17 protein-coding genes are annotated in these 21,153 nt (G+C 63.4%); 4 read left to right on the forward strand and 13 right to left on the reverse strand.

Features of this window, described 5'->3' with window-relative positions:
- Positions 1-94 precede the first annotated feature (94 nt).
- The 6 genes from guaA to N5P29_RS14495 form a co-directional block, all read right to left on the reverse strand.
- Complete coding sequence (gene guaA, locus N5P29_RS14470) at positions 95-1,684, reverse strand: glutamine-hydrolyzing GMP synthase (protein WP_144659519.1); 1,590 nt, start codon at positions 1,682-1,684, stop codon at positions 95-97.
- 109 nt (positions 1,685-1,793) lie between these two features.
- Positions 1,794-2,294: a DUF3817 domain-containing protein gene (locus N5P29_RS14475; RefSeq protein WP_144659516.1), complete on the reverse strand. Its 501-nt coding sequence runs from the start codon at positions 2,292-2,294 to the stop codon at positions 1,794-1,796.
- Complete coding sequence (locus N5P29_RS14480) at positions 2,291-3,166, reverse strand: SURF1 family protein (protein ID WP_262275558.1); 876 nt, start codon at positions 3,164-3,166, stop codon at positions 2,291-2,293. Before N5P29_RS14480 ends, N5P29_RS14475 begins: the two co-directional genes overlap by 4 nt.
- Before the next feature lie 81 nt (positions 3,167-3,247).
- On the reverse strand, positions 3,248-3,736 hold the full coding sequence (locus tag N5P29_RS14485) for a PTS sugar transporter subunit IIA (RefSeq protein ID WP_262275559.1): 489 nt from the start codon (positions 3,734-3,736) through the stop codon (positions 3,248-3,250).
- Between the two features lie 47 nt (positions 3,737-3,783).
- Positions 3,784-5,535, reverse strand: a complete 1,752-nt coding sequence (locus tag N5P29_RS14490; protein WP_262275560.1) for a glycerol-3-phosphate dehydrogenase/oxidase — start codon at positions 5,533-5,535, stop codon at positions 3,784-3,786.
- Between the two features lie 90 nt (positions 5,536-5,625).
- On the reverse strand, positions 5,626-6,759 hold the full coding sequence (locus N5P29_RS14495) for a GuaB3 family IMP dehydrogenase-related protein (RefSeq protein WP_144659509.1): 1,134 nt from the start codon (positions 6,757-6,759) through the stop codon (positions 5,626-5,628).
- A 147-nt stretch (positions 6,760-6,906) separates the two neighbouring features.
- On the opposite strand from N5P29_RS14495, the gene N5P29_RS14500 reads away from it, so the two are divergent.
- Genes N5P29_RS14500 through N5P29_RS14510 form a run of 3 tightly spaced genes read left to right on the forward strand, consistent with a single transcriptional unit; the run spans position 6,907 to position 9,141 of the window.
- A complete protein-coding gene (locus N5P29_RS14500; RefSeq protein WP_262275561.1) occupies positions 6,907-7,806 on the forward strand; it encodes a WXG100 family type VII secretion target in 900 nt (299 codons plus the stop codon).
- Positions 7,807-7,855: 49 nt separating this feature from the next.
- Positions 7,856-8,485 (forward strand): hypothetical protein, encoded by a 630-nt coding sequence (locus tag N5P29_RS14505; protein WP_262275562.1) that lies wholly within the window; start codon positions 7,856-7,858, stop codon positions 8,483-8,485.
- A 5-nt stretch (positions 8,486-8,490) separates the two neighbouring features.
- Positions 8,491-9,141: a hypothetical protein gene (locus N5P29_RS14510; RefSeq protein ID WP_262275563.1), complete on the forward strand. Its 651-nt coding sequence runs from the start codon at positions 8,491-8,493 to the stop codon at positions 9,139-9,141.
- On the opposite strand, the gene N5P29_RS14515 is transcribed toward N5P29_RS14510, so the two are convergent.
- The 7 genes from N5P29_RS14515 to N5P29_RS14545 form a co-directional block, all read right to left on the reverse strand.
- On the reverse strand, positions 9,138-11,036 hold the full coding sequence (locus N5P29_RS14515; RefSeq protein WP_262275564.1) for an ABC transporter ATP-binding protein: 1,899 nt from the start codon (positions 11,034-11,036) through the stop codon (positions 9,138-9,140). The two genes, N5P29_RS14510 and N5P29_RS14515, sit on opposite strands and share 4 nt — an antisense overlap.
- 89 nt (positions 11,037-11,125) lie before the next feature.
- On the reverse strand, positions 11,126-12,637 hold the full coding sequence (gene guaB / locus N5P29_RS14520) for an IMP dehydrogenase (RefSeq protein WP_144659498.1): 1,512 nt from the start codon (positions 12,635-12,637) through the stop codon (positions 11,126-11,128).
- A 206-nt stretch (positions 12,638-12,843) separates the two neighbouring features.
- On the reverse strand, positions 12,844-14,913 hold the full coding sequence (locus tag N5P29_RS14525) for an acyltransferase family protein (RefSeq protein WP_262278599.1): 2,070 nt from the start codon (positions 14,911-14,913) through the stop codon (positions 12,844-12,846).
- Positions 14,913-17,024: an acyltransferase family protein gene (locus N5P29_RS14530; RefSeq protein ID WP_410007878.1), complete on the reverse strand. Its 2,112-nt coding sequence runs from the start codon at positions 17,022-17,024 to the stop codon at positions 14,913-14,915. Before N5P29_RS14530 ends, N5P29_RS14525 begins: the two co-directional genes overlap by 1 nt.
- A gap of 285 nt (positions 17,025-17,309) precedes the next feature.
- On the reverse strand, positions 17,310-18,923 hold the full coding sequence (groL, locus tag N5P29_RS14535) for a chaperonin GroEL (RefSeq protein ID WP_144659493.1): 1,614 nt from the start codon (positions 18,921-18,923) through the stop codon (positions 17,310-17,312).
- Between the two features lie 84 nt (positions 18,924-19,007).
- Entirely contained in the window at positions 19,008-19,304 is a 297-nt protein-coding gene (gene groES, locus N5P29_RS14540) for a co-chaperone GroES (protein WP_018776625.1), read from the reverse strand.
- Positions 19,305-19,496: 192 nt separating this feature from the next.
- Positions 19,497-19,856 carry a hypothetical protein gene (locus N5P29_RS14545; protein ID WP_262275566.1) on the reverse strand — a complete coding sequence of 120 codons (360 nt, stop codon included), beginning with the start codon at positions 19,854-19,856 and terminating at the stop codon, positions 19,497-19,499.
- Positions 19,857-19,923: 67 nt separating this feature from the next.
- On the opposite strand from N5P29_RS14545, the gene N5P29_RS14550 reads away from it, so the two are divergent.
- Complete coding sequence (locus N5P29_RS14550) at positions 19,924-21,153, forward strand: THUMP-like domain-containing protein (protein WP_262275567.1); 1,230 nt, start codon at positions 19,924-19,926, stop codon at positions 21,151-21,153.

The raw sequence follows: 21,153 nt of genomic DNA on the forward strand, positions 1-21,153 counted from the left end.
GTTTTCACCGCTTGCTGCCCTTTCTCATACCACGCGGGAACTACGCCAAATACAAAGTGGCCGGCCTCCCGAAGGAAGCCGGCCACTCAGAATGCTATTCCCACTCGATGGTTCCCGGTGGCTTGCTGGTGACGTCCAACACCACACGATTCACGCCATCCACCTCATTGGTGATGCGGTTGGAGATACGGGCCAGAAGGTCGTAGGGCAAACGCGACCAGTCCGCCGTCATGGCGTCCTCGGAAGATACCGGACGCAGGACGATGGGGTGCCCGTAGGTACGTCCATCACCCTGGACGCCGACGCTGCGGACATCGGCAAGGAGAACCACCGGCATCTGCCAGACGTCGTTGTCCAGGCCTGCGGCCGTGAGTTCTGCGCGGGCAATGGCATCGGCCTTACGGAGCAGGTCGAGACGCTCCTTGGTCACTTCACCGACGATGCGGATACCCAAACCCGGGCCGGGGAACGGCTGGCGGCCCACGATTTCCTGGGGCAGTCCAAGCTGTGCACCAACGGCGCGGACTTCGTCCTTGAAGAGGGCGCGCAGCGGCTCAACGAGCTCAAACTGCAGATCCTCCGGAAGCCCGCCAACGTTGTGGTGGCTCTTGATGTTCGCAGCACCCTCGCCGCCGCCGGATTCGACGACGTCCGGGTAGAGCGTGCCCTGGACCAGGAACTTGATCTTTTCGCCTTCGGCAGCTGCCTGGGCGATGATGGCCCGCTCGGCTTCTTCGAAAGCACGGATGAATTCGCGGCCGATGATCTTGCGCTTGGTTTCGGGATCGCTGACCCCGGCCAGGGCAGAGAGGAAGCGTTCCTGCTCGTTGGCGACATACAGGTTGACACCCGTAGCGGCGACGAAGTCACGTTCGACCTGCTCGGCCTCCCCCTCACGGAGCAAACCGTGATCGACGAAGACACAAGTGAGCTGGTCACCAACGGCACGCTGGACGAGTGCGGCCGCAACAGCCGAGTCGACGCCACCGGAGAGGCCACAAATGACCTTGGAGTCCCCGATTTGCTCGCGGATGCGCTCCACCTGCTCTTCAAGTATGTTGCCGGTGGTCCAGTTCGGGCTCAAACCGGCGCCCTTGAACAGGAAGTTTTCCAGGACGTGCTGGCCAAGGACGGAGTGCTTCACTTCCGGGTGCCACTGCACACCGTAAAGGCGCTTCTCGTCGTTGGCGAAGGCAGCGACCGGCGCTCCGGCCGTCGTCGCCAGCACTTCAAAGCCTTCAGGTGCCTCATGGACGGAGTCGCCGTGGCTCATCCAGGTGTTCTGGGAGGCCGGGACGCCGTCGAGGATGGAACGTGCGTCGCCCACAAGGAGGGCTTCGGTCGCGCCGTACTCCCGCAGGCCCGTCTGGGCCACTTTGCCACCAAGGGCGTTGGCCATGGCCTGGAATCCGTAGCAGATGCCGAACACGGGAACGCCGGCCTCGAAGAGGTCAGCCTCCACGAACGGGGCTCCTTCGGCGTAGACGCTGGAGGGTCCGCCGGAGAGGATGATGGCTGCCGGGTCTTTGGCCAGAAGCTGCTCGGTGGTGAAGGTGTGCGGAACGATTTCCGAATACACGTTTGCTTCACGGACGCGGCGGGCAATCAGCTGCGCGTACTGGGCACCGTAGTCAACAACCAGCACCGGCTTCTGTGAAGTCTGGGGTGCGGTGGGAGTAGTCACCAGTCAAGACTACTTTGCCGGACCGCCCCCGTGCACGTTGACAAGGGCGGTCAGCGGCCAAAACAGGCCCTCCCGTTAGGTAACTCACATCGCGGATGCCCGCAGGCTCCTAGTAGCGCTTTGACGCTTGGGGGTTGGCGGCCAGTTCAGCCTCCACCTCAGCGTGGAACTTCTTCTCCACGATGAAGGAAAGCAGGGGAACAACACCGCCCAAGGCCAGCAGGACCATCTTGGAGAAAGGCCACCGCATCAGGGACCACAGACGGAAGTTGGAAACGAGGTACACCACGTACATCCATCCGTGCACGATCAGCACGGTGGTGGAAATGTTGAACCCACCAATGACACCCTTGGGCTCGGATTCTGCGAAACCGAAGCCGAACGGCTGGCCGGTGACCGCATTGGTGCCGCCGGCGAAGAGGGAAACGCCGAAGCCGTAACGTGCGATCAGTTCGGCACACAGCAGAAGCAACATGGCACCGGTGAGGTAGGCCATGACCTTGTAAAACTTCAGGGCCGAACGGATCTGGGCTTCCGTCCCGCCGAACCGCCGCTTCTTGGGCTTCGGTCCTGACTGCTCAGGCTGGATGGCCGGTTTGGGCTCAATCATTGCTGCACCTTAGGTTCTGGGTCTTGACTTGCAGGTTCGGTTGCCGCCGGGACGGCGTAGGGTTCGTCCGGAAACCCGTCGGAGTACTCGTAGTCTTCGTCGTCCTCGTCGTCCTCAAGGTCCCGACGGTAATCGTCGCGCACCAGGCGCCACCAGATGAAGACGGAGAAACCGGCAAAGACCACCCATTCCACAGCGTAGAAGAGGTTCAACCAGTTGACCTGCTCCGCCGGTGGCTGTGCCGGGATATTGAGTGCCTTGACGTCTCCGTCCAGCGCGATGGTGGCGCCACCGCTGATTTCGGACGTCGCGGCAATGAAGCCGGGGTAACTGGAAATTTGCCAGGTATTGATCAGTTCCGCGGTGGAGACCGCTGATGCCCGGCCCGGGCCGGCGTCGACATTTGGTACGGGCGCTTCGGAAGGGAGGAGGCGACCGGTCAGCGTCACAGTGCCCGACGGCGGCGGGCCGGCTTGGGCAGCGTCAGCCACCCAGCCGCGGGCTACTGGAATCCAGGTTTGCGGCGAGGCGGCGACCCCCTTGAGCACGGGAGCGTCGTTGACCGCGAAGGCGGAGACGATCCAGAAGCCCTTTTGGTTGTTGTACAGGCGTCCCTCCACCAGTACTTGCTTGCCGGGGTCATAGCTCCCTGTGGCGGTGACCATCTGGTCGGAAACCGAGCCGGGGAAAAACTGTCCAGGCTTGAGCACGTCGACCAGGGGCTTAACTTCTTCGACGCTGGACGGCGCAGGGGCCTCGTGCTGGGTTGACCTGCTGAGCTGCCATTGGCTGAGCAGCACAAACACCGCGGACAGCAGAAGCGCAAAGACCAAGCCTGCGATCCAACGGGGTTTCAGGGCAGTTTTCAACACCCCTTAACCGTACTTCGTCCGGCTGTAGAACAACGAAACGGGCCACTGCGATGTGGCCTGCCGGAGGGACCGCACCGACCCTTAGTGGTCGAAGAAGACCAGGCTGGAATTGATGAGTTCGGAAATGACCTCGGGGTCGTGCGCGCGGCGCAGGGATTCCCTGAAGGACTCCTTCGAAAGGGAGCGCGCCAGGGTAGCCAGGACCTCAAGGTGGTCGGAGAAGGAACTGGCCGGCGTGGCGATGAGCAGGATGAGCGTCGCCGGGCCGTCGGCGGCCCCGAAGTCCAACGCATGGCCAAACTTGGTGACCCCAACCGCGATGGAGATCCGGTCGACGAACTCACTGCGGGCGTGCGGAAGGCCGATTCCCCCGGGAAGGCCCGTAGCCAGCTGGTGTTCGCGTGAATGCACCTGCTCCAGGAAGCCCTCGAGGTTCGAAATCCTTCCGGCCTGATGGAGTTTGTGGGCCAACTGTGCCGCGGCGTCGATCTTGTCCGCGGCAACAAGCTCAAGAATGACCGTGTCAGGGGTGGTCAGTTCCGCGTCGTATCGGTCCAGTGGTTCAGCCAAGTCGTGTTCCCTCCATGTGGCCTGCCGGCCTCAATTCCCTGGGCCGTTCAGCGGAGAGGAACGATGTCATCCACTCCCATACGCGCGGCATCGGCCGATTCGTCATCGGGTTGCTGTTGGCTCAGTCGCTCAGCCTCCACCCGTGCCAGGTAGTGTTTGATCTCGCTTTCACGCTGGGCATCGCTCCAGCCAAGGATTTCTCCCATCAGCTTAGCCACTACGGGCGCCGCAGACACACCCCGGTCCCAGGCTTCAATGGAGATACGCGTGCGGCGGGTGAGGACATCGTCGACGTGCCGGGCACCCTCGTGGGTTGTCGCGTAGACAACTTCGGCGGCGAGATAGTCATCGGCGCCCGGCAACGGCTCCCCTAGCTCCGGCCGTTCGGAAATCGCTGAGAGCACTTCCGATGCCATGGATCCGAAGCGGTTCAGCAGGTGCTCCACACGCGCCACATGCACCCCGGCCTGCTCGGCGGACCTGCCACGCCGGTTCCAGGCAGCCTTGAATCCTTCGGCACCCAGCAAGGGAATGGTGTCCGTGCAACTGGACGGGACGCGCTCATCCATGGCCCGGGTTGCTTCGTCCACAGCATCCTTGGCCATGACACGGTAGGTGGTGTATTTGCCTCCCGCCACCACAACCAGTCCGGGGACGGGATGGGCCACGACGTGCTCGCGCGACAACTTGGCCGTGGAGTCGTTGTCGCCGGCCAGGAGGGGCCGGAGACCCGCATAGACGCCTTCGACGTCCTCGCGGGTCAGCGGCCTCTTGAGCACTTTGTTGACGTGTTCCAGCACGTAGTCGATGTCCTTGCTGGAGGCAGCAGGATGGGCCTTATCCAGCTTCCAGTCGGTGTCAGTGGTCCCGATGATCCAGTGCCTGCCCCAGGGGATCACAAAGAGCACGGACTTTTCGGTCCGAAGAATCAAGCCCACCGTGGACTGGAAGCGGTCACGTGGCACCACCAGGTGGATGCCCTTGGACGCACGAACCTTCAGCTGGCCACGGTCGGTGACCATGGCCTGTGTTTCGTCAGTCCACACGCCAGTGGCATTGACCACCTGCTTGGCCCGCACCTCAAAGACGCTGCCGTCTTCCTGGTTTTCCACCTTGGCACCCACCACGCGTTCACCTTCGCGGAGGAAATCCACTACGCGTACGCGGTTGGCGGCGTGGGCTCCGTAGTGCACGGCGGTCCGGACCAGGTTGACCACCAGCCGGGCATCGTCAACCTGGGCGTCGTAGTAGCGGATGGATCCTACGAAGGCGTCGTCCTTGAGGCTGGGAGCCGCACGCAGTGTGCCACGGCGGAAGAGGTGCTTGTGCATCGGTACGCCGCGGCTGTGGCCGGACGTCAATCCCAGGGTGTCGTACAGCATGATGCCCGCGCCCACGTAGGGGCGCTCCCAGAAGCGGTGGGTCAGCGGGTAGAGGAACGGCACCGGCCGGACCAGGTGCGGAGCGATCTGCTGGATCAACAGTCCGCGTTCCTGAAGGGCTTCCTGGACCAGGCCGAAATCCAGCATCTCCAGATAGCGGAGGCCACCATGAATGAGCTTGGAGGACCTCGATGACGTACCGGAGGCCCAGTCCCTGGCTTCGACGATCCCAACGGTGAGTCCCCGCGTGACTGCATCCAATGCAGCCCCGGCGCCCACCACGCCACCACCGACGATCAGGATGTCCAGTTCCTTGCCGGGCTCGGCAGTGGATTTCAGGACATCGATGGATGCGGCACGGGACTCCGGGCTCAGTGCTCCCGGAGATGCCTGCGGACCGCCTGCGACATTGCTCATCGGACCCCTCCTCAAACGCAACAGCTGGTAATCCCCTACCCTACTTGCTGCCCGTCGAGTTGGGCAGGGCTGCTGTTCCGTCCCGAAGGTTTAGCCCAGGTACGGCGAGACGACGACGTCGACGCGCTGGAATTCCTTCAAGTCCGAGTAGCCGGTGGTCGCCATGGAACGGCGCAGGGCGCCGATCAGGTTGGATGTTCCGTCCGTGTGGTGACCGGGCCCGAACAGGACTTCCTCGAGCGGCCCAACAGTGCCAACGTTGACACGGTCGCCGCGCGGGGACTCCAGGTGGTGCGCTTCCGGACCCCAGTGCCAGCCGCGGCCCGGGGCTTCTTCGGCACGGGCAAGGGCACTGCCGAGCATGACGGCGTCAGCGCCCATGGCGATGGCCTTGACGATGTCGCCTGAGCGGCCCATGCCGCCGTCGGCAATGACATGGACGTAACGTCCGCCGGACTCATCCATGTAGTCACGGCGTGCTGCGGCGACGTCGGAAATGGCCGAGGCCATCGGCGAGTGGATGCCCAACGCGCGGCGGGTGGTGGTCGTGGCGCCGCCGCCGAAGCCGACCAGGACGCCGGCCGCGCCGGTCCGCATCAGGTGCAGGGCAGGGGTGTATCCGGCCGCGCCACCGACGATGACGGGAACATCGAGTTCGTAGATGAACTGCTTGAGGTTGAGTGGCTCGTGGTTCTTGGAGACGTGCTCGGCGGAGACGGTTGTGCCACGGATGACAAAGATGTCGACGCCGGCAGCCACCACGGTCTTGTAGTGTTCCTGGGTGCGCTGCGGGGTAAGGGAACCTGCCACGGTCACGCCTGCGGCGCGGATCTCGGCCAGGCGGGAACTGATGAGTTCGGGCTGCACTGGAGCCTGGTAGAGATCCTGCATGCGCCGCGTCACGGCCGGGCTGCTGGTCTCGTCGGCCAGGCCTGCAATCTCGTCCAGCACCTTCTGAGGGTCCTCGTACCGGGTCCACAGTCCTTCAAGGTCCAGGACGCCGAGGCCGCCCAAACGCCCCAAGGCGATGGCGGACTCCGGCGACATCACCGAGTCCATCGGTGCAGCGATGACGGGCATGTCGAACTTGTAGGCGTCGATCTGCCACGAAACCGAGACGTCCTTCGGGTCACGCGTCCGTCGGTTCGGAACGATCGCGATGTCATCCAGGGAGTAGGCACGACGCCCACGCTTGCCACGGCCAATCTCAATCTCATAAGTCACGGCTCTAACTTTACTGGACCCCTCGCGCAACCTGGCACCGCCCCGCAGGCCGGGCAGCTTTCCACATGGGCAGCTTTGCCCATGGCAGCATCCTTTGCGGATCAGATAGCCTGCGGAAAACACACGTACACCATGCAAGGGGGACCCATGGCGCCTGGACTCTACGGAGCCGACGTTGAACAGCTTCGGTCGTTATCCAAACAAATGGGACAGGCCGGGAGCCGGCTCCAGAACCAGGAACTCCAGATCAACGGCCTGATTTCCTCCGTTGCATGGAAGGGAACCGACGGAGAGCGTTTCCGCCGCGAATGGAGCAGCACCCTGCGGCCCCTGTTGCACAACGCCTCCCGTTCCCTGGAGGACGTTTCCAAGACACTGCGGACCCAGGCTGACGAACAGCAGCAGGCCAGCACCCAAGGTGGGGCCTCCAGCGGAGGGTCTGCAGGGGCCAACAGCCCGCAGACTCCCGGTGGCACCGTCAGCGACGACACTCCGACCACTGGTTGGGAGGGACTGTTAGGCGTCACCGGCAGCCAGGGATGGTGGGCAGGGAACGCCATCGTCACTGCGAACGGTTTGGCTACGGACTCGATCCTGGCCCAAATGGCCAAGGGCGGGTTGGTTACGGAGCTGACCAAGTGGCCCTGGCTCAGCGCACAGTACGGCCAGGCCGCCGGCGCCGGATATGTCAAGGGCACCCAGCTTCTGAACGGCACTTCCATGCTCGGGCGGCTCTCGGGGGCCTTGGGGTTCGTCACTGGCGGAATTCAGGTCTACCAAGGATTCCAGACGGGACATCCCGGAATGGCGGTGGACGGCGGGATCTCTGCTGCCTTGGCAGTGGGCAGCTTTTTTCCGGTGGTTGGCCCCGCCTGCGCCGTTGCCGGCATCGCTTGGGGTGGCCTGGGCCTGTTGGCTACCAACATGGGCTACGACTCCGCGTCTTCGATGATCGCTGACGGCGCCAAGCATGTCTGGGAGGGTGCCCAGGACGCCGCTGGAGCAATAGCCGACGGCGCCAAGAAGGTCTGGGGATGGCTCACCTGACCGCGCCGCTTCATAGACTGGACAGAGAACCGCACAAAAGAAGGCAGAAATGACCACCCAGACCGAAGAAAACCAGGCACTGCTCATCACCGAACATGAGCTCATTGCACTCATCGCGCTGGCTGGCACCGATGGCGCCCTGAGGTGCCAGACCCTGTTCCGCCTGGACCGCGCAGCCGGGTCGCCGCTGGAACAGGCCGGTGTTGCGACGCTGTTGGAACGTGGGTTGATGAAGATAGAAAACGACGCACTCCTTCCGGTTGGGCCGGCCGCCACAGTGACAGCAGTCCTTGCCGATGCCACAGCATGGTTGGAAACAGCCCTCGTTACCCCGGCCTCGGAGCACGTTTCCTTCATGTTCGGCGCAGAGCAGGGCGCCCTGTTGCTCAATCTGAGCAAGTACGGCGTTCACGAGCTGCACCCCATTACGGGCGCTGAAGGCATGGTCACCACTGCAGTGCAGATGGCCGACTACTACCTGAACCAGGCGCCGGACGGCTTCCCCGCAGCCGCAACCACCCGCCGGCACTTTGACGACGGAACCTCCCGCGCAGTGCACGTCAAAGCTGAGGCCGATGGTTCCCTGTCGATCGCCGCAGGCGAAGGCGAAAACCTCGACTCGACGGCCCTTACACGTGATCAACTCGACGCCCGCGTCCGTGCAGGCCTGGAGCGATAACCCGGGTGAGTTACCAGTCAGGCCCTGCACCGCTGTACCACTCAGACCGCTCCCTGGACTATTGGCTTTCCCCCGAGCTTGCTGCCATCACACCGGCAAATGCACGCTCACGCCTGCGTGAGCTCGCCGGCGCCCGGGGTGCCTACATGGGCGCGTGGGCTGCCGGAACCGGCGTCGGCGCCGTCCTTGTCCTTCTGGGCGTAGTCCTGTCAGTCCGGCTCGGCACGCTCGCAATGCTTCCTGCCCTCGGCCTTCCCGGCGCCGCCCTCGGCGCACTGTGCGGAATCTTCTTCGTGCGGGTTCGGAACCGGTTGCCGCGCACAAGCCGGGCCCTGGTCAATCGTGGGCCTGGGAGCCTGCGGGGGGCGCTCTCCTTCGTGGCGTTCGTCCTGCTCGTCTTCATGGGGCTGTTCGCCTTCACGGCCAAACCCTCAACGTGGCAGGATCCTGACGCACTGCTGACACTGGCCTTGGTTCTCGCCTTTATGGTCTCCCTCCTTGTGGTTGGGATCATCATCCCGGCCACCATCATGGGCCGTTCGAGGGAATCGCTTCGGCGCAGGGCTGCAGTTGACCCACGCTTCAGGGCGCTGCTGGAACAAGACCTCGCCACCTGGCGTGATCCCTACGGAGAAGCCGGATACGGCCCGCTCTAAGCCTCGGGAGCCGCCCGGCTTGCCTCGTCCACAGAAAGCTGGGATTCGAACATCCGGAAGTACCGGCCCCGGAGCGCGACCAGTTCCTTGTGGGTTCCTTGCTCCGCGATGCGCCCATCTTCGAGCATGTAGACGATGTCCGCCTTCTCAATGGTGGCGAGGCGGTGGCTGATGGCGATGATGGTGCTGCTGCGGTCCGCGAAAAGCCTGGTGAAGATCCGGTGTTCAGCCAAGGCGTCGATTGCCGAGGTGGGCTCGTCCATCACCATGAACGAAGCGTCCCGGTAGAAGTTGCGGGCCATTGCCAGCCGCTGCCACTGCCCGCCGGACAGGCCGCTCCCCTTGCGCCCGCGTGGGTCCTCCATCCAGTTGCTGACGTGGTTCTCCAGTCCGTTGGGGAGCTTGTTGATGAATTCCATGGCCTCGGCATCGGCTGCCGCCTTTCGGATGCGGAGATCGTCCCGGGGCAGGTCGACATCACCGAGGTAGATGTTCTCGGCTGCGGTGGCGAACTCGTACTTCAGGAACTCCTGGCTGAGGACCGCCAGGTGCCGGTGCCAGCTGGTCACGTCGATGCCGGCGAGATCCTTGCCGTCCAAGAGGACCTGCCCTGAATCGGGCCGGTACAGCCCGGCCAGGATACGGATCAGCGTGGACTTGCCCGCACCGTTCTCCCCCACAATCGCGATGTGCTGCCCTGCCCGGATGGTCATGGAGATACCTTTGATGACCTCGATGTCGCTGCCGGTGTAGCTGAAGCGGATGTCCCGCAGCTCGACGGTGCCCGGCGAGGCCACCAAGGGTTCTTCCTTGCCGCTGGGCACGGGCAACGCCATGAACAGTTCGTAGTCCTTGAGGTTGGCCAGGTCCTCGTCAATGGAACTGAGCGAAGATACCAGGTTGTTGGCCGTGGACAGCGCCCGGCTCACAATCTGCTGCACGTACAGGAACTGGCCCACAGGCTGCGCTCTGGCAATGATCTGCCCCACCACCCAGACCAGTGACACAACTTCGGCACCATACTGCAGGGAGTCGGCGGCCAACTGCTTGGGGATGTACCGCTTTTGAAAATCCAGTCGTCTGCGTTCGTCGGCATCCCGCAAGCGGGAGCGCAATTCCATGAGATAGCCCACGATGCCGTAGAGCCTCATCTCGGCGATGTGTTGTGGCCGGAGCAGGTTCTGCTCGATCATCCTGCGTTGGCGCCGGGAGTCCACCTGCGTGTTCCAGTGTGCAATCTGCTCCCGGGACAACTTGAACTGGAGGTACACGCTGGGCACGATCGCCACCAGGACTATCACCGCAATCCACCAACTCACCAACAGCAGCGCGCCGACGGCAAGGATCACTGAGACGAGCTGGGTAAAGATCGCCGCGATCCGGTCCAGGACCCGCGCATAGGAATCGGAGAAGCGCTTGGCACGGTCGTAGAGATCCACCGTCTCTTTGTCGTCGTAACGCCAGAAGTCCAAGGCGAGGAACCGCTGGTACATCAGGTCGCCCACAATGGCCCCGACCCTGAAGCTCATCAACTGCTGGATGTAGCGGTCCACGCTGCTGAAGGCGCCCCAGAACAGGCCCAAAGCCGCGGTGATGATGACGTAGAGAACTGCCCGCGGACCGGCGTCGGGGTCTCCTGCGTAGCCGGCCGCCAAGGCCGTGGTGGTCAACGACGCGAAGTACGTGGTGACCAAGGGCAGGGTGGCGGAGATGACCGAGCCCAGGACCTTCATTATCACCGCAGCCGGTGAGGCGTTGAAACTCACCTTCAGGACCTGCCCGACGGCGCGGGCGTACGGCCGCAAGGCCAGCTTGCGGGGCGGTGTTTTGCCGGGTGGGAGCGGGTGAAGCGGGACCGACTCCGGGTGCCGCGGTTGTGCGGGCTGCTCTGACATGTGCCCAGCCTATTCCTGTGGGCGGACATCGAGGGTCGGGTGGTTAAACAACTGATCCCCGCGGAGAATCCGCGGGGATCAGTAAGTGCTCAGCGCGAGTTGTAGTTCGGCGCTTCGACGGTCATCTGGATATCGTGCGGGTGCGATTCCTTCAAACCTGCAGGAGTGATGCGGACGAACTTGCCGCGCGCCTTGAGTTCGGCGATGGTGGGCGCGCCCGTGTAGAACATGGTTTGGCGGAGGCCGCCAACCAGCTGGTACGCAACCGATGCCAGCGGGCCACGGAAGGCGACACGGCCCTCGATGCCCTCGGGGATGAGCTTGTCATCGCCGGAGACGTCAGCCTGGAAGTAGCGGTCCTTGGAGTAGGACGTGTTCTTGCCACGGGACTGCATGGCGCCCAGGGATCCCATGCCGCGGTAGCTCTTGAACTGCTTGCCGTTGACGAAGATGAGCTCTCCGGGGGACTCTTCACAGCCTGCGAGGAGGGAGCCGAGCATGACGGTGTCGGCTCCGGCAACCAGTGCCTTGCCGATGTCGCCCGAGTACTGCAGGCCGCCGTCGGCGATCAGCGGAACGCCTGCGGGGATGGCAGCCTTGGCGGATTCGTAGATGGCGGTGATCTGCGGGACGCCGACGCCGGCAACAACGCGGGTGGTGCAGATGGATCCGGGACCAACGCCAACCTTGATGCCGTCAGCACCGGCGTCGATCAATGCCTGTGCGCCTTCGCGGGTGGCTGCCTGGCCGCCGATAACGTCCACGTGGGCAGCGACGGGGTCGGATTTCAGGCGGCGGATCATGTCCAGGACGCCCTGGGAGTGGCCGTTGGCGGTGTCCACGAACAGCGCATCCACGCCGGCGTCGATCAGCTTCATGGCGCGTTCCCAGCCGTCACCGAAGAAGCCGATGGCAGCGCCCACCCGGAGGCGGCCTTCGTCGTCCTTGGTGGCAAGCGGGTACTGCTCTGCCTTGGTGAAGTCCTTGGTGGTGATGAGGCCCTTCAAACGGCCTTGCTCGTCCACCAACGGGAGCTTCTCGATCTTGTTGGTGGCCAGCTTGTGCGAGGCCTCTTCCCGGCTGATTCCCACGTGCCCGGTGATCAGCGGCATCTTGGTCATGGTGTCGCTGACGCGGCGGGTCGGGAACTCGGACTCGGGGATGAAACGGGTGTCGCGGTTGGTGACGATGCCCAGGAGCCGTCCCTCGGGATCCACCACCGGAAGGCCGGAGACGCGGTAACGCGAGCACAGCTCGTCGAGCTCCTGGAGCGTGGCTTCCGGGTTGATGGTCAACGGGTTGGTGATCATTCCGGACTCGCTGCGCTTGACGCGGTCCACGTGCTCAGCCTGGTCGTCGATGGCGAGGTTGCGGTGAACCACGCCCAGGCCACCCTGGCGTGCCATGGCGATGGCCATGCGGGACTCCGTGACGGTGTCCATGGCAGCGGAAAGCAGCGGCGTCTGCACGCTGATGCGCTTGGAAATCCGGGAGGAGGTGTCTGCTTCGGACGGAATGACATCCGTGTGTCCCGGGAGCAACAGAACGTCGTCGTAGGTCAGGCCAATGAGGCCGAAAGGATTGTGTTCGGGCTGGGTCATGAGTGTGCGCCTCTTACCTTGGTTCCGGGGGCTTAACTGGTAGGGGTTGCAACTGATGACCAGCCCGTCATTACGGGACTGGCCTGTGCAGAAGTGTTGAATAAATAGTAGAACCTCAGCGGCGATCGCCATATTCCGTAACGCCGGAGTGTGAGCAACAGCACTGGCGGCAGGCCGCGGTCGTCCGCTTCCGCGGCAGCGGGGACCTAGCTGTCCTTCCAGCCGGTGGCCGCCAGAAGGCGTTGCTCGAACATCGGGATCATGCTTTGCACGTACGTCTTGGTGAGGTGGTTGTCGTCCTTGTAGACGTAGACGTTGCCCACCACAGCCGGACATGTCCCTTGCTCACAGATGAAGTCGCTCATGTCCATCAAGTACAGGCGATCCACCTTGCCAACGTAATCATCCAAAGGCGAGGATTCAGCCAAGGACTCCTCCAACGGGGCATTGCAATCGGGTGAGTCCGGGCCCTTTTTCTGCACGCATTCGGGCATGTTGATGCTGAAGCGCGGATTGTCGCGGATTCCCACGACGTCGATCCCCGCATCCGTGAACGGCTTGATGCCGTCAAGGTAGCCGGGCACCTCGGTCTCGAAGGGGGCATCCGCGTGCGTCAGCGAAGCAACCGTGAACACCGCGTCAGGCTTGTGTTCCATCACGTAGTTGGCGCTGGCCTTGTTGAATTCATTGCACTCATCCGTGCGTTCCGGGGATTCGGCCCCAAACCGGCAGCTGCCTTTCAGCAGCGTCACCACTTCCCAGCCATGCTGCTTGGCGATGGGGCCAAGGGCAGCCATGTACTGCTGGGCATGCGAATCCCCCAGCACCACGATTTCCTTGGTGACGGTCTCGGGTTCGTCGTTCTGCAGGCAACCCTGCAGCAAGGGATCGCTGGGCACGTTGTCCCCCGTGCACAGTCCATCGATGTCGGCCCACTCGTCCTTCATGGCCCCCGGAGCCGGAATAATCATGGCTTCCTGCGCCGGTTGTCCCGCGAATTCGGGAGACAACGCTGCGGCACCGGGCGTCAGTTCCTTGGGCTGGCCCGCGATCGCGGCGTCTTCGGCCGCTATGACACCCTGCCAGACGGTTACCGGCATCGCCAGCAGGGCCCCGCAGGCGGCAATAACGACGGCGGCCCTCCAGGACCGTACGGCCGGCCACTCCCAGCGGCGCATGGGTTCCTCCACGAACCTGGTGGTGGCGACCGCGAGCAGCATGGACACAGCCATGATGCCCAGTCCCTGGAGCAGGCCCGGAGCTGTGGTTCCGGTGACCAGCAGGAAGAACACCAGCACCGGCCAGTGCCACAGGTAGAGGGCGTAGGAGTTGTTTCCCACAAGGACCAAGGGCCGGGAGGCGAGGAAACGGTCCGCACCGAACCGGCTGTTGCTTTGCCCCGCGACGATGACCGCCGCCGCAGCAAGGGTGGGCCAGAGCGCAATGAAACCCGGGAAGGAGCGGTCCACCGTCAGCACCAAGCCGCAGGCGAGCATCGCCGTGATACCGGCCCAGCCAAGGAACACCCGCAGCCGGCGCCCGGGATTCAGGTACGGCAGCGCAAGTGCCAGCAGGGAGCCCAGCGCGAACTCCCACAGCCGGGCGGGGGTATCAAAGTAGGCATACTCCTGGTTGTTGGCGGTCTGGTCGATGGAAAACACCAAGGACGCCAGAAATACAACGCCAAATACGACAAACAGCAGGTTCCGGTGAGTCGGCGCCTTCCCCGGCAAGACCCTGGCCAACATCGGCTGCAGCAGGGCCACGGCGGCGAAGATCAGGGGCCACAGGATGAACACCTGGCCTTGGACTGACAGCGACCAGAAATGCTGGAGCGGGCTGGCCCCGGAATGGTTTTGCGCGTAGTAGTCAACGGCGTTGTCCGCGAGCTGCCAATTCTGCCGGTAGAGCAGGGACGCCCAGGCTTCGGCGAGGACATCGGGCCAGCGGCTCTGCGGTATGAAGGCCCAGGTAGCGGCCAGTACACCCAACAGAACCACGACGACGGCGGGCAGCAGCCGCTTGAATACGTGCAGCCAGTGCCGCAACAGCTTCAACGGCGAACCGGCTTCGAGCTTCCTGGTGAAGGACAACGTCAGCAGGAAAGCCGAGATAAGCAGGAAGACATCCACGCCACCGGACACCCGGCCAAGCCAGATATGGTAGGCCGCCACCATGAGCACCGCCAGGGCACGCAGGCCCTGGACTTCCGGACGGAAGCCGCGTTCCGGCGTCGTGCCTTGATCCGCGCTGCGCGCGACCGTGCTGCTGCTCATCATTGTTGCCACCCCGTAGCGGCAAACCACCTCTCATCAAGCATGTCCGTCATGCTCTTCACGTAGGTCTTGGTCAGGTGGTTGTCGTCCAGGTAGACGAAGGTATTGCCGATGATCGGAGGACAGTAGATCCCTATGCAGATCACGTCGGTCATGTCGATCAGGAAAAGGTCCTGGAACTTGCCCGTCACTTCTTCAAAGGGGCTGGTTTCGGCCAGGACGTCGGCCTTCAGGGGGCGGCAGTCCGGGCTGTCCACGCCTTTGTTGAGGGTGCAGTCGGTCAGGCTGTAGGTGAAGCGGGGGTTGTCGCGGATGGCGATGACCTGGGTTCCGCGCGCGGTGATCTCGGAGACAAGTTCCTCGAACCCGCGGGTCAGTTTCTCGTCAGGCTCCGACGGTTTAGCCTTGGTGCCCACCGTGAAGACGGCATCGGGGGCGTGCTCGGCTATATGTTGCCGGACTTCGTGGTTGAACTCGTTGCACACGGGCTCGACGTCCGGATCGTCGGTAGCGAACGGACAAGCACCGTAGAGCAAGGCATACAACTTCCAGTGGTGCTCTTCGGCCATCTGCCCCAGTGCCGCAAGCCACTGCTGGGAATGCGAGTTCCCCACCACCAGCACGGTCTTGGTGGCGTCGGACCCGACGTCGTTCTGCTGGCAGTTGTCCTGGAGCAGCTGGGACTCCGGCTTGGTGTCGCCCGAGCAGCCGTCTGGAAGCTTGGCCCAGTCGCGCCCGATCCGTTCCGCAGAAGGCTGCGTGAGGGCGTTGGGGGCTATCTGGTTCACGTAGGTTGGCAGGAGGGACTTGGCGCCGGGGTTGTCAAAGACCATCCGCGCCTGTGCGGCTTGTTCGTCGAGGTCCAGTTTGTACTGGAACCCGAGGAGGGGCGCCGAGGCTACTGCCAGGCATGCAGCAATGGCGACAACCGCACGACGACGCTTCATTTCAGGCCACTTCCATTGGCGGAAGGGCTTCTCGATGAACTTCGTGGTGAGGAAGGCCAACACAAGGGACAGGCCGATGATCGCTGTACCGGAAAGCCAGCCGGCATGGTCCTTGCCGCTCCAGGCGAGGGCGATGACCAGGATGGGCCAGTGCCACAGGTAGAGGGCGTAGGAGTTGTCGCCCAGGCGGACCAGGAACTTTGAACTCAGAATCCGGTCAACGCCAAAGCGGCTGCCCGTCTGGCCTGCCGCGATCACCGCGACGGCCGCAAGGGTGGGCCACAACGCCACGAAGCCCGGGAAAGCTGTTTGGACCTGCAGGACGATGCCGCAGGTGAGCATGGCGATGACGCCGATCCAGCCCATCAGCACCCGGACGGGCTTGGAGAAGTTCAACCCCGGCAGGATCAGTGCGAGGAGGGTGCCGAGGGCGAATTCCCACAGGCGGGCAAACGTATCAAAGTAGGCCACGGCCTGGTTGGTGGCCGTGAAGATGATGGAGTAGATGAACGAGACCAGGAAGATGATTCCGAAGACGTACACCAAAGTGGCGCGGTATCTGAGGGCGAAGCGCCGGCAGAGCAGCGCGACGACCGCAAAGATGATCGGCCAGAGGATGAAGACCTGGCCCTGGATGGATAGCGACCAGAAGTGCTGGACAGGGCTGGCCAGGCTGTGGTCCGTGGCGTAGTAGTCCACCGCGAGCTTCTGCAGCAGCCAGTTCTCGTAGTAGAACAACGACGCCCAGGCCTGCTGCACAATGTCCGCCCACCGGGTGGCGGGCAGGAGGACAAAAGTGGCCGCCAAGGTTCCCAGTAGGACAATCACGACGGCGGGCAGCAGCCGCCTGAACAGGTGCAGCCAGTGCCGCAAAAGGTCCATGCGACGGCCCTGTTTGTAACGCCCTGTGAACTGCAGCGTCATGAGGAACGCGGAGATCAGGAGGAAGACATCCACGCCGCCGGACACCCTGCCGATCCAGATGTGGTAGCTCACCACCATGAGGACGGCGAGGGACCTGAGTCCTTGGATTTCAGGGCGGAACTTGGACTTTGCAACGGGACCTGAAGCCCGCCTACTACGGTGGGCGGCGGGGGTCGACGTTGGGGTAGTCACGTGAGGCAGTTCCTTAAAGCAAGTGGCACAGCGGGTGGCACAAAGCATCCATAATACGCGGTTTTGGCCCAACTCTCATGTCAATTTGGTTCATTGAGGGGGCTTCCGAAGGTCAATTAGTCCACCTTCCGCTATGGATTTACCTTGCTGGACCTGTGCAAGGCCTGTGGCTGGCAGAGTCAATGCGGCCGTGACATGGCAAAACAATCCTAAGGGTTCTTACTCAATGTGACCGGCTGGAATGTGATGCATCCCACGGGAAAAAGCGGGTGGGAAGGCGGCAAAAAGCCCCGGCCACTTCGAAGGTGGCCGGGGCTTTCCGGGACGTACGACCTAGTGCTGGTGGCCCGCGTGTGCGTCTTCTTCCTCAGCCGGCTTCTCGGCAACCAGGGTCTCGGTGGTGAGAACCAGGGCGGCGATGGAAGCGGCGTTGCGCAGTGCCGAACGGGTGACCTTGACGGGGTCGATCACACCAGCGCCGATCAGGTCCTCGTACTCGCCGGACTTGGCATTGAAGCCGTGGTTGGCTTCGAGTTCGGAGACCTTGGCAGCGACGACGAAGCCGTCGAAACCGGCGTTCTGGGCGATCCAGCGCAGCGGCTGGACCAGGGCGCGGCGAACGATGCCAACAGCTGCGGCAGCGTCACCTTCGAGGCCCTTGACGGCCGGGGACTCATCCAGTGCCTTGAGGGCGTGGATGAGTGCGGAACCGCCACCGGAAACGATGCCTTCTTCGAGGGCTGCACGCGTTGAGGACACAGCGTCCTCGATGCGGTGCTTCTTTTCCTTCAGCTCAACTTCGGTGGCTGCGCCAACCTTGATGACGCCGATGCCGCCGGCAAGCTTGGCCAAGCGCTCCTGCAGCTTCTCGCGGTCCCAGTCGGAGTCGGTGCGGGTGAGCTCTGCGCGCAGCTGCGCAACGCGGTCTGCAACGTCCTGCTCGGTTCCGGCACCGTCCACGATGGTGGTGTTGTCCTTGGTGACCGTGATGCGGCGGGCCGTACCCAGTACCTCGAGGCCAACGGTGTCCAGGCTGAGGCCGAGGTCCGGGGAAACAACCTGGGCGCCGGTCAGGGTGGCGATGTCCTGGAGCATCGCCTTGCGGCGGTCGCCGAAGCCCGGAGCCTTGACGGCAACAACGTTGAGCGTGCCGCGGATGCGGTTGACGATCAGCGTGGACAGGGCTTCGCCTTCGATGTCCTCAGCGATGATGAAGAGGGGCTTGTTGGCCTGCAGGGCCTTCTCAAGCAGCGGCAGGAAGTCCTGCAGCGAGGAGATCTTGCCCTGGTTGATCAGGATGAGGGCGTCCTCGAGGACAGCTTCCTGGCGCTCTGCGTCGGTGACGAAGTACGGGGACAGGTAGCCCTTGTCGAACTGCATGCCTTCGGTGAGGACCAGCTCGGTCTGCGTGGTGGAGGACTCTTCGATGGTGATGACGCCATCCTTGCCCACCTTGCCGAAGGCCTCGGCCAGCAGCTCGCCAACTTCATCGCTCTGCGCGGAGATGGCTGCGACGTTGGCTACCTGGGTGCCTTCGACTTCGCGGGCGTTCTCGAGCAGGCGTGCAGCGACAGCCTCAACGGCAACTTCGATGCCGCGCTTGATTTCTCCGGGAGCGGCGCCGGCAGCAACGTTGCGCAGGCCTTCCTTTACCAGGGCCTGTGCAAGCACGGTGGCAGTGGTGGTGCCGTCACCGGCGACGTCGTTGGTCTTGGTGGCGACTTCCTTGGCCAGCTGTGCGCCAAGGTTCTCGTAGGGGTCGTCAAGCTCAACTTCACGGGCGATGGTGACGCCATCGTTGGTGATCGTGGGGGCGCCCCACTTCTTGTCCAGGACGACGTTGCGGCCGCGCGGGCCGAGCGTCACCTTGACAGTGTTGGCGAGCTTGTCGATACCGGCCTCAAGAGACCGGCGGGCAGCATCGTTAAAAGCAAGCTGCTTTGCCATGGTTGTGTCCTTTCGAGACAGAAAACCCGCACCGCTGACGGTCGGAATGATTCCAACGCGACGGCGGTGCGGGGCTCCAGGAAGTTACTTTACGACGATCGCGAGGACGTCGCGGGCGGACAGAACGAGGTACTCGCTGCCGCCGGTCTTGACTTCGGTTCCACCGTACTTGGAGTAGATGACGACGTCGCCGACAGCTACGTCCACCGGTACGCGGTTGCCGTTGTCATCGAAGCGGCCGGGGCCGATTGCAACAACTTCGCCTTCCTGCGGCTTCTCCTGTGCGGAGTCCGGAATAACCAGGCCGGAAGCCGTGGTCTGCTCTGCTTCGAGCGGGCGAACAACAATACGATCCTCAAGAGGCTTAATCGAGACCGACACTCGGACTCTCCTTTTCATGAGCTGATTCATGGACTAAGAACTAGGGTGCCGTGGCGTTCAACCGTCGTCGCGGTGCCGGTGGACGCCTGGCGGGATTAGCACCCTCACGGGGAGAGTGCTAACTAGACTCTATGTAAGGCGTTAGCACTCGGTCAAGGTGAGTGCCAGCATTTCGTCATCGGTGAACCGTGGTCACTCGTCCCGGAGGTCGTCCAGATCGTAGTCTTCGCCGTCGTCGTCGCCGTCCAGGGAGCCGCCGCGATTGCGGTACAGTGCCACCGCGGAGGCCACAGCGACGACGCCGGAAATCACCAACGCGATCACCCCGCCCAGGCGTGCACCGCTGTAGAGATCGCGGATGTCGCGAGCCTCATCGGTGGCATCGCTGACGCTCTTGCCCGTCACGGAATAGGCTGCGGCGTTGAAGGAGTCCAGCGCGAAAATAACAATCAGCAGGCCGATGCAGACTACCGCGATGACAGCGCCCGCAATCAGGGCAGGACGGGCGTACGTGACGAGACGGGAGGGCGGCGGGGCTGCGTTGTCTTCCATGAAAACAACCCTATCCGGCTGATTCCACAGTCACACCGCCATGACGCGCGACGTTAGGCTTGTTCCCATGCCTCACGCACCGCAGGAACAGATCGCGCCCTTGCTGACTACTGAAGGATGGGAACTTCTTGCCTCGCTGGGGCCCTACCGGGAAGCTGATGCATTCGGCACCAACGCCGAACTCCGGAAGGCCGGCCACTCCCCCGAACTTGTTGCCGCCGTTCTGACGCAATCGCGCTTGCGGACCCGCGCGGAGGCAAAGTTCGGCGAATTCGCCCGCCAGATGCTCTTTACTCAAGCCGGCTTGGAACAGGCCACCCGGCTCAATGTCGCCGCCCGCCACGCTGAACGCTTCGCCCAGGCAGGCATCAGCCACGTTGCGGACCTCGGCTGCGGCCTCGGCGCAGACTCCATGGCGATGGCCTCCATGGATATCGCCGTCACTGCCGTGGAGATGGATGAAACCACCGCGGCCTGCGCCATGATCAACCTCATGCCATTTCCGCATGCGAGGGTTGTGCACACGGACGCGGAGTCGGTGGACCTTGAGGGGATCGACGGCGTCTGGCTGGACCCCGCCCGACGCACCACCTCCACGTCCGGCACCAAAAGGATCTGGGATCCGGAGGCCTTCTCTCCTCCGTTGTCGTTTGTAGAAAGGGTTGCGGCTACGGGGCGTGCGGTAGGGGTCAAGATGGGCCCGGGCATCCCCCACGACTCCGTGCCTTCGGACTGCGAGGTCCAGTGGGTGTCCGTGGGCGGCGACGTCACCGAAGCCACGCTGTGGTTCAACGCCGTTGCACGGCCCGGCGTTCGCCGCGCGGCATTGGTCCTTGGCAGCCAGGGCGCCGCGGAGATCACCAGCGGTGAGGACTTCGACGGCGGCCCGGTCGCCGCCGTCGGGCCCGTTGAAGGCTTCCTTTACGAACCAGATGGTGCGGTGATCCGCGCGGGGCTGGTGGCCGACGTCGCTGAACGACTGGGCGGGCATCTGGTGGACGAGCACATCGCCTACATTTGCGCTCCCGAACTCCACGACACCCCTTTCGCCCGCGCGTACAAGGTGCTCGAGGTGATGCCGTTCAACGTCAAGGCCCTCAAAGCCTGGGTCAAGGGCAACGGCATCACTGTCCTGGACATCAAGAAGCGTGGCACCGCAGTGACCCCCGAAGAGCTCCGCAAGCAACTGCTGCCGGGCAAGCCTGCCAAGGGCAAGGATGCGAAAACAGCCACCCTGGTCCTCACCAGGATCGGCGAGGAGCGGGTGGCTGTTGTGGTGGAGCCGGTGACCGCCTGA

Source organism: Paenarthrobacter sp. JL.01a (assembly GCF_025452095.1).
Classification (GTDB): Bacteria; Actinomycetota; Actinomycetes; order Actinomycetales; family Micrococcaceae; genus Arthrobacter.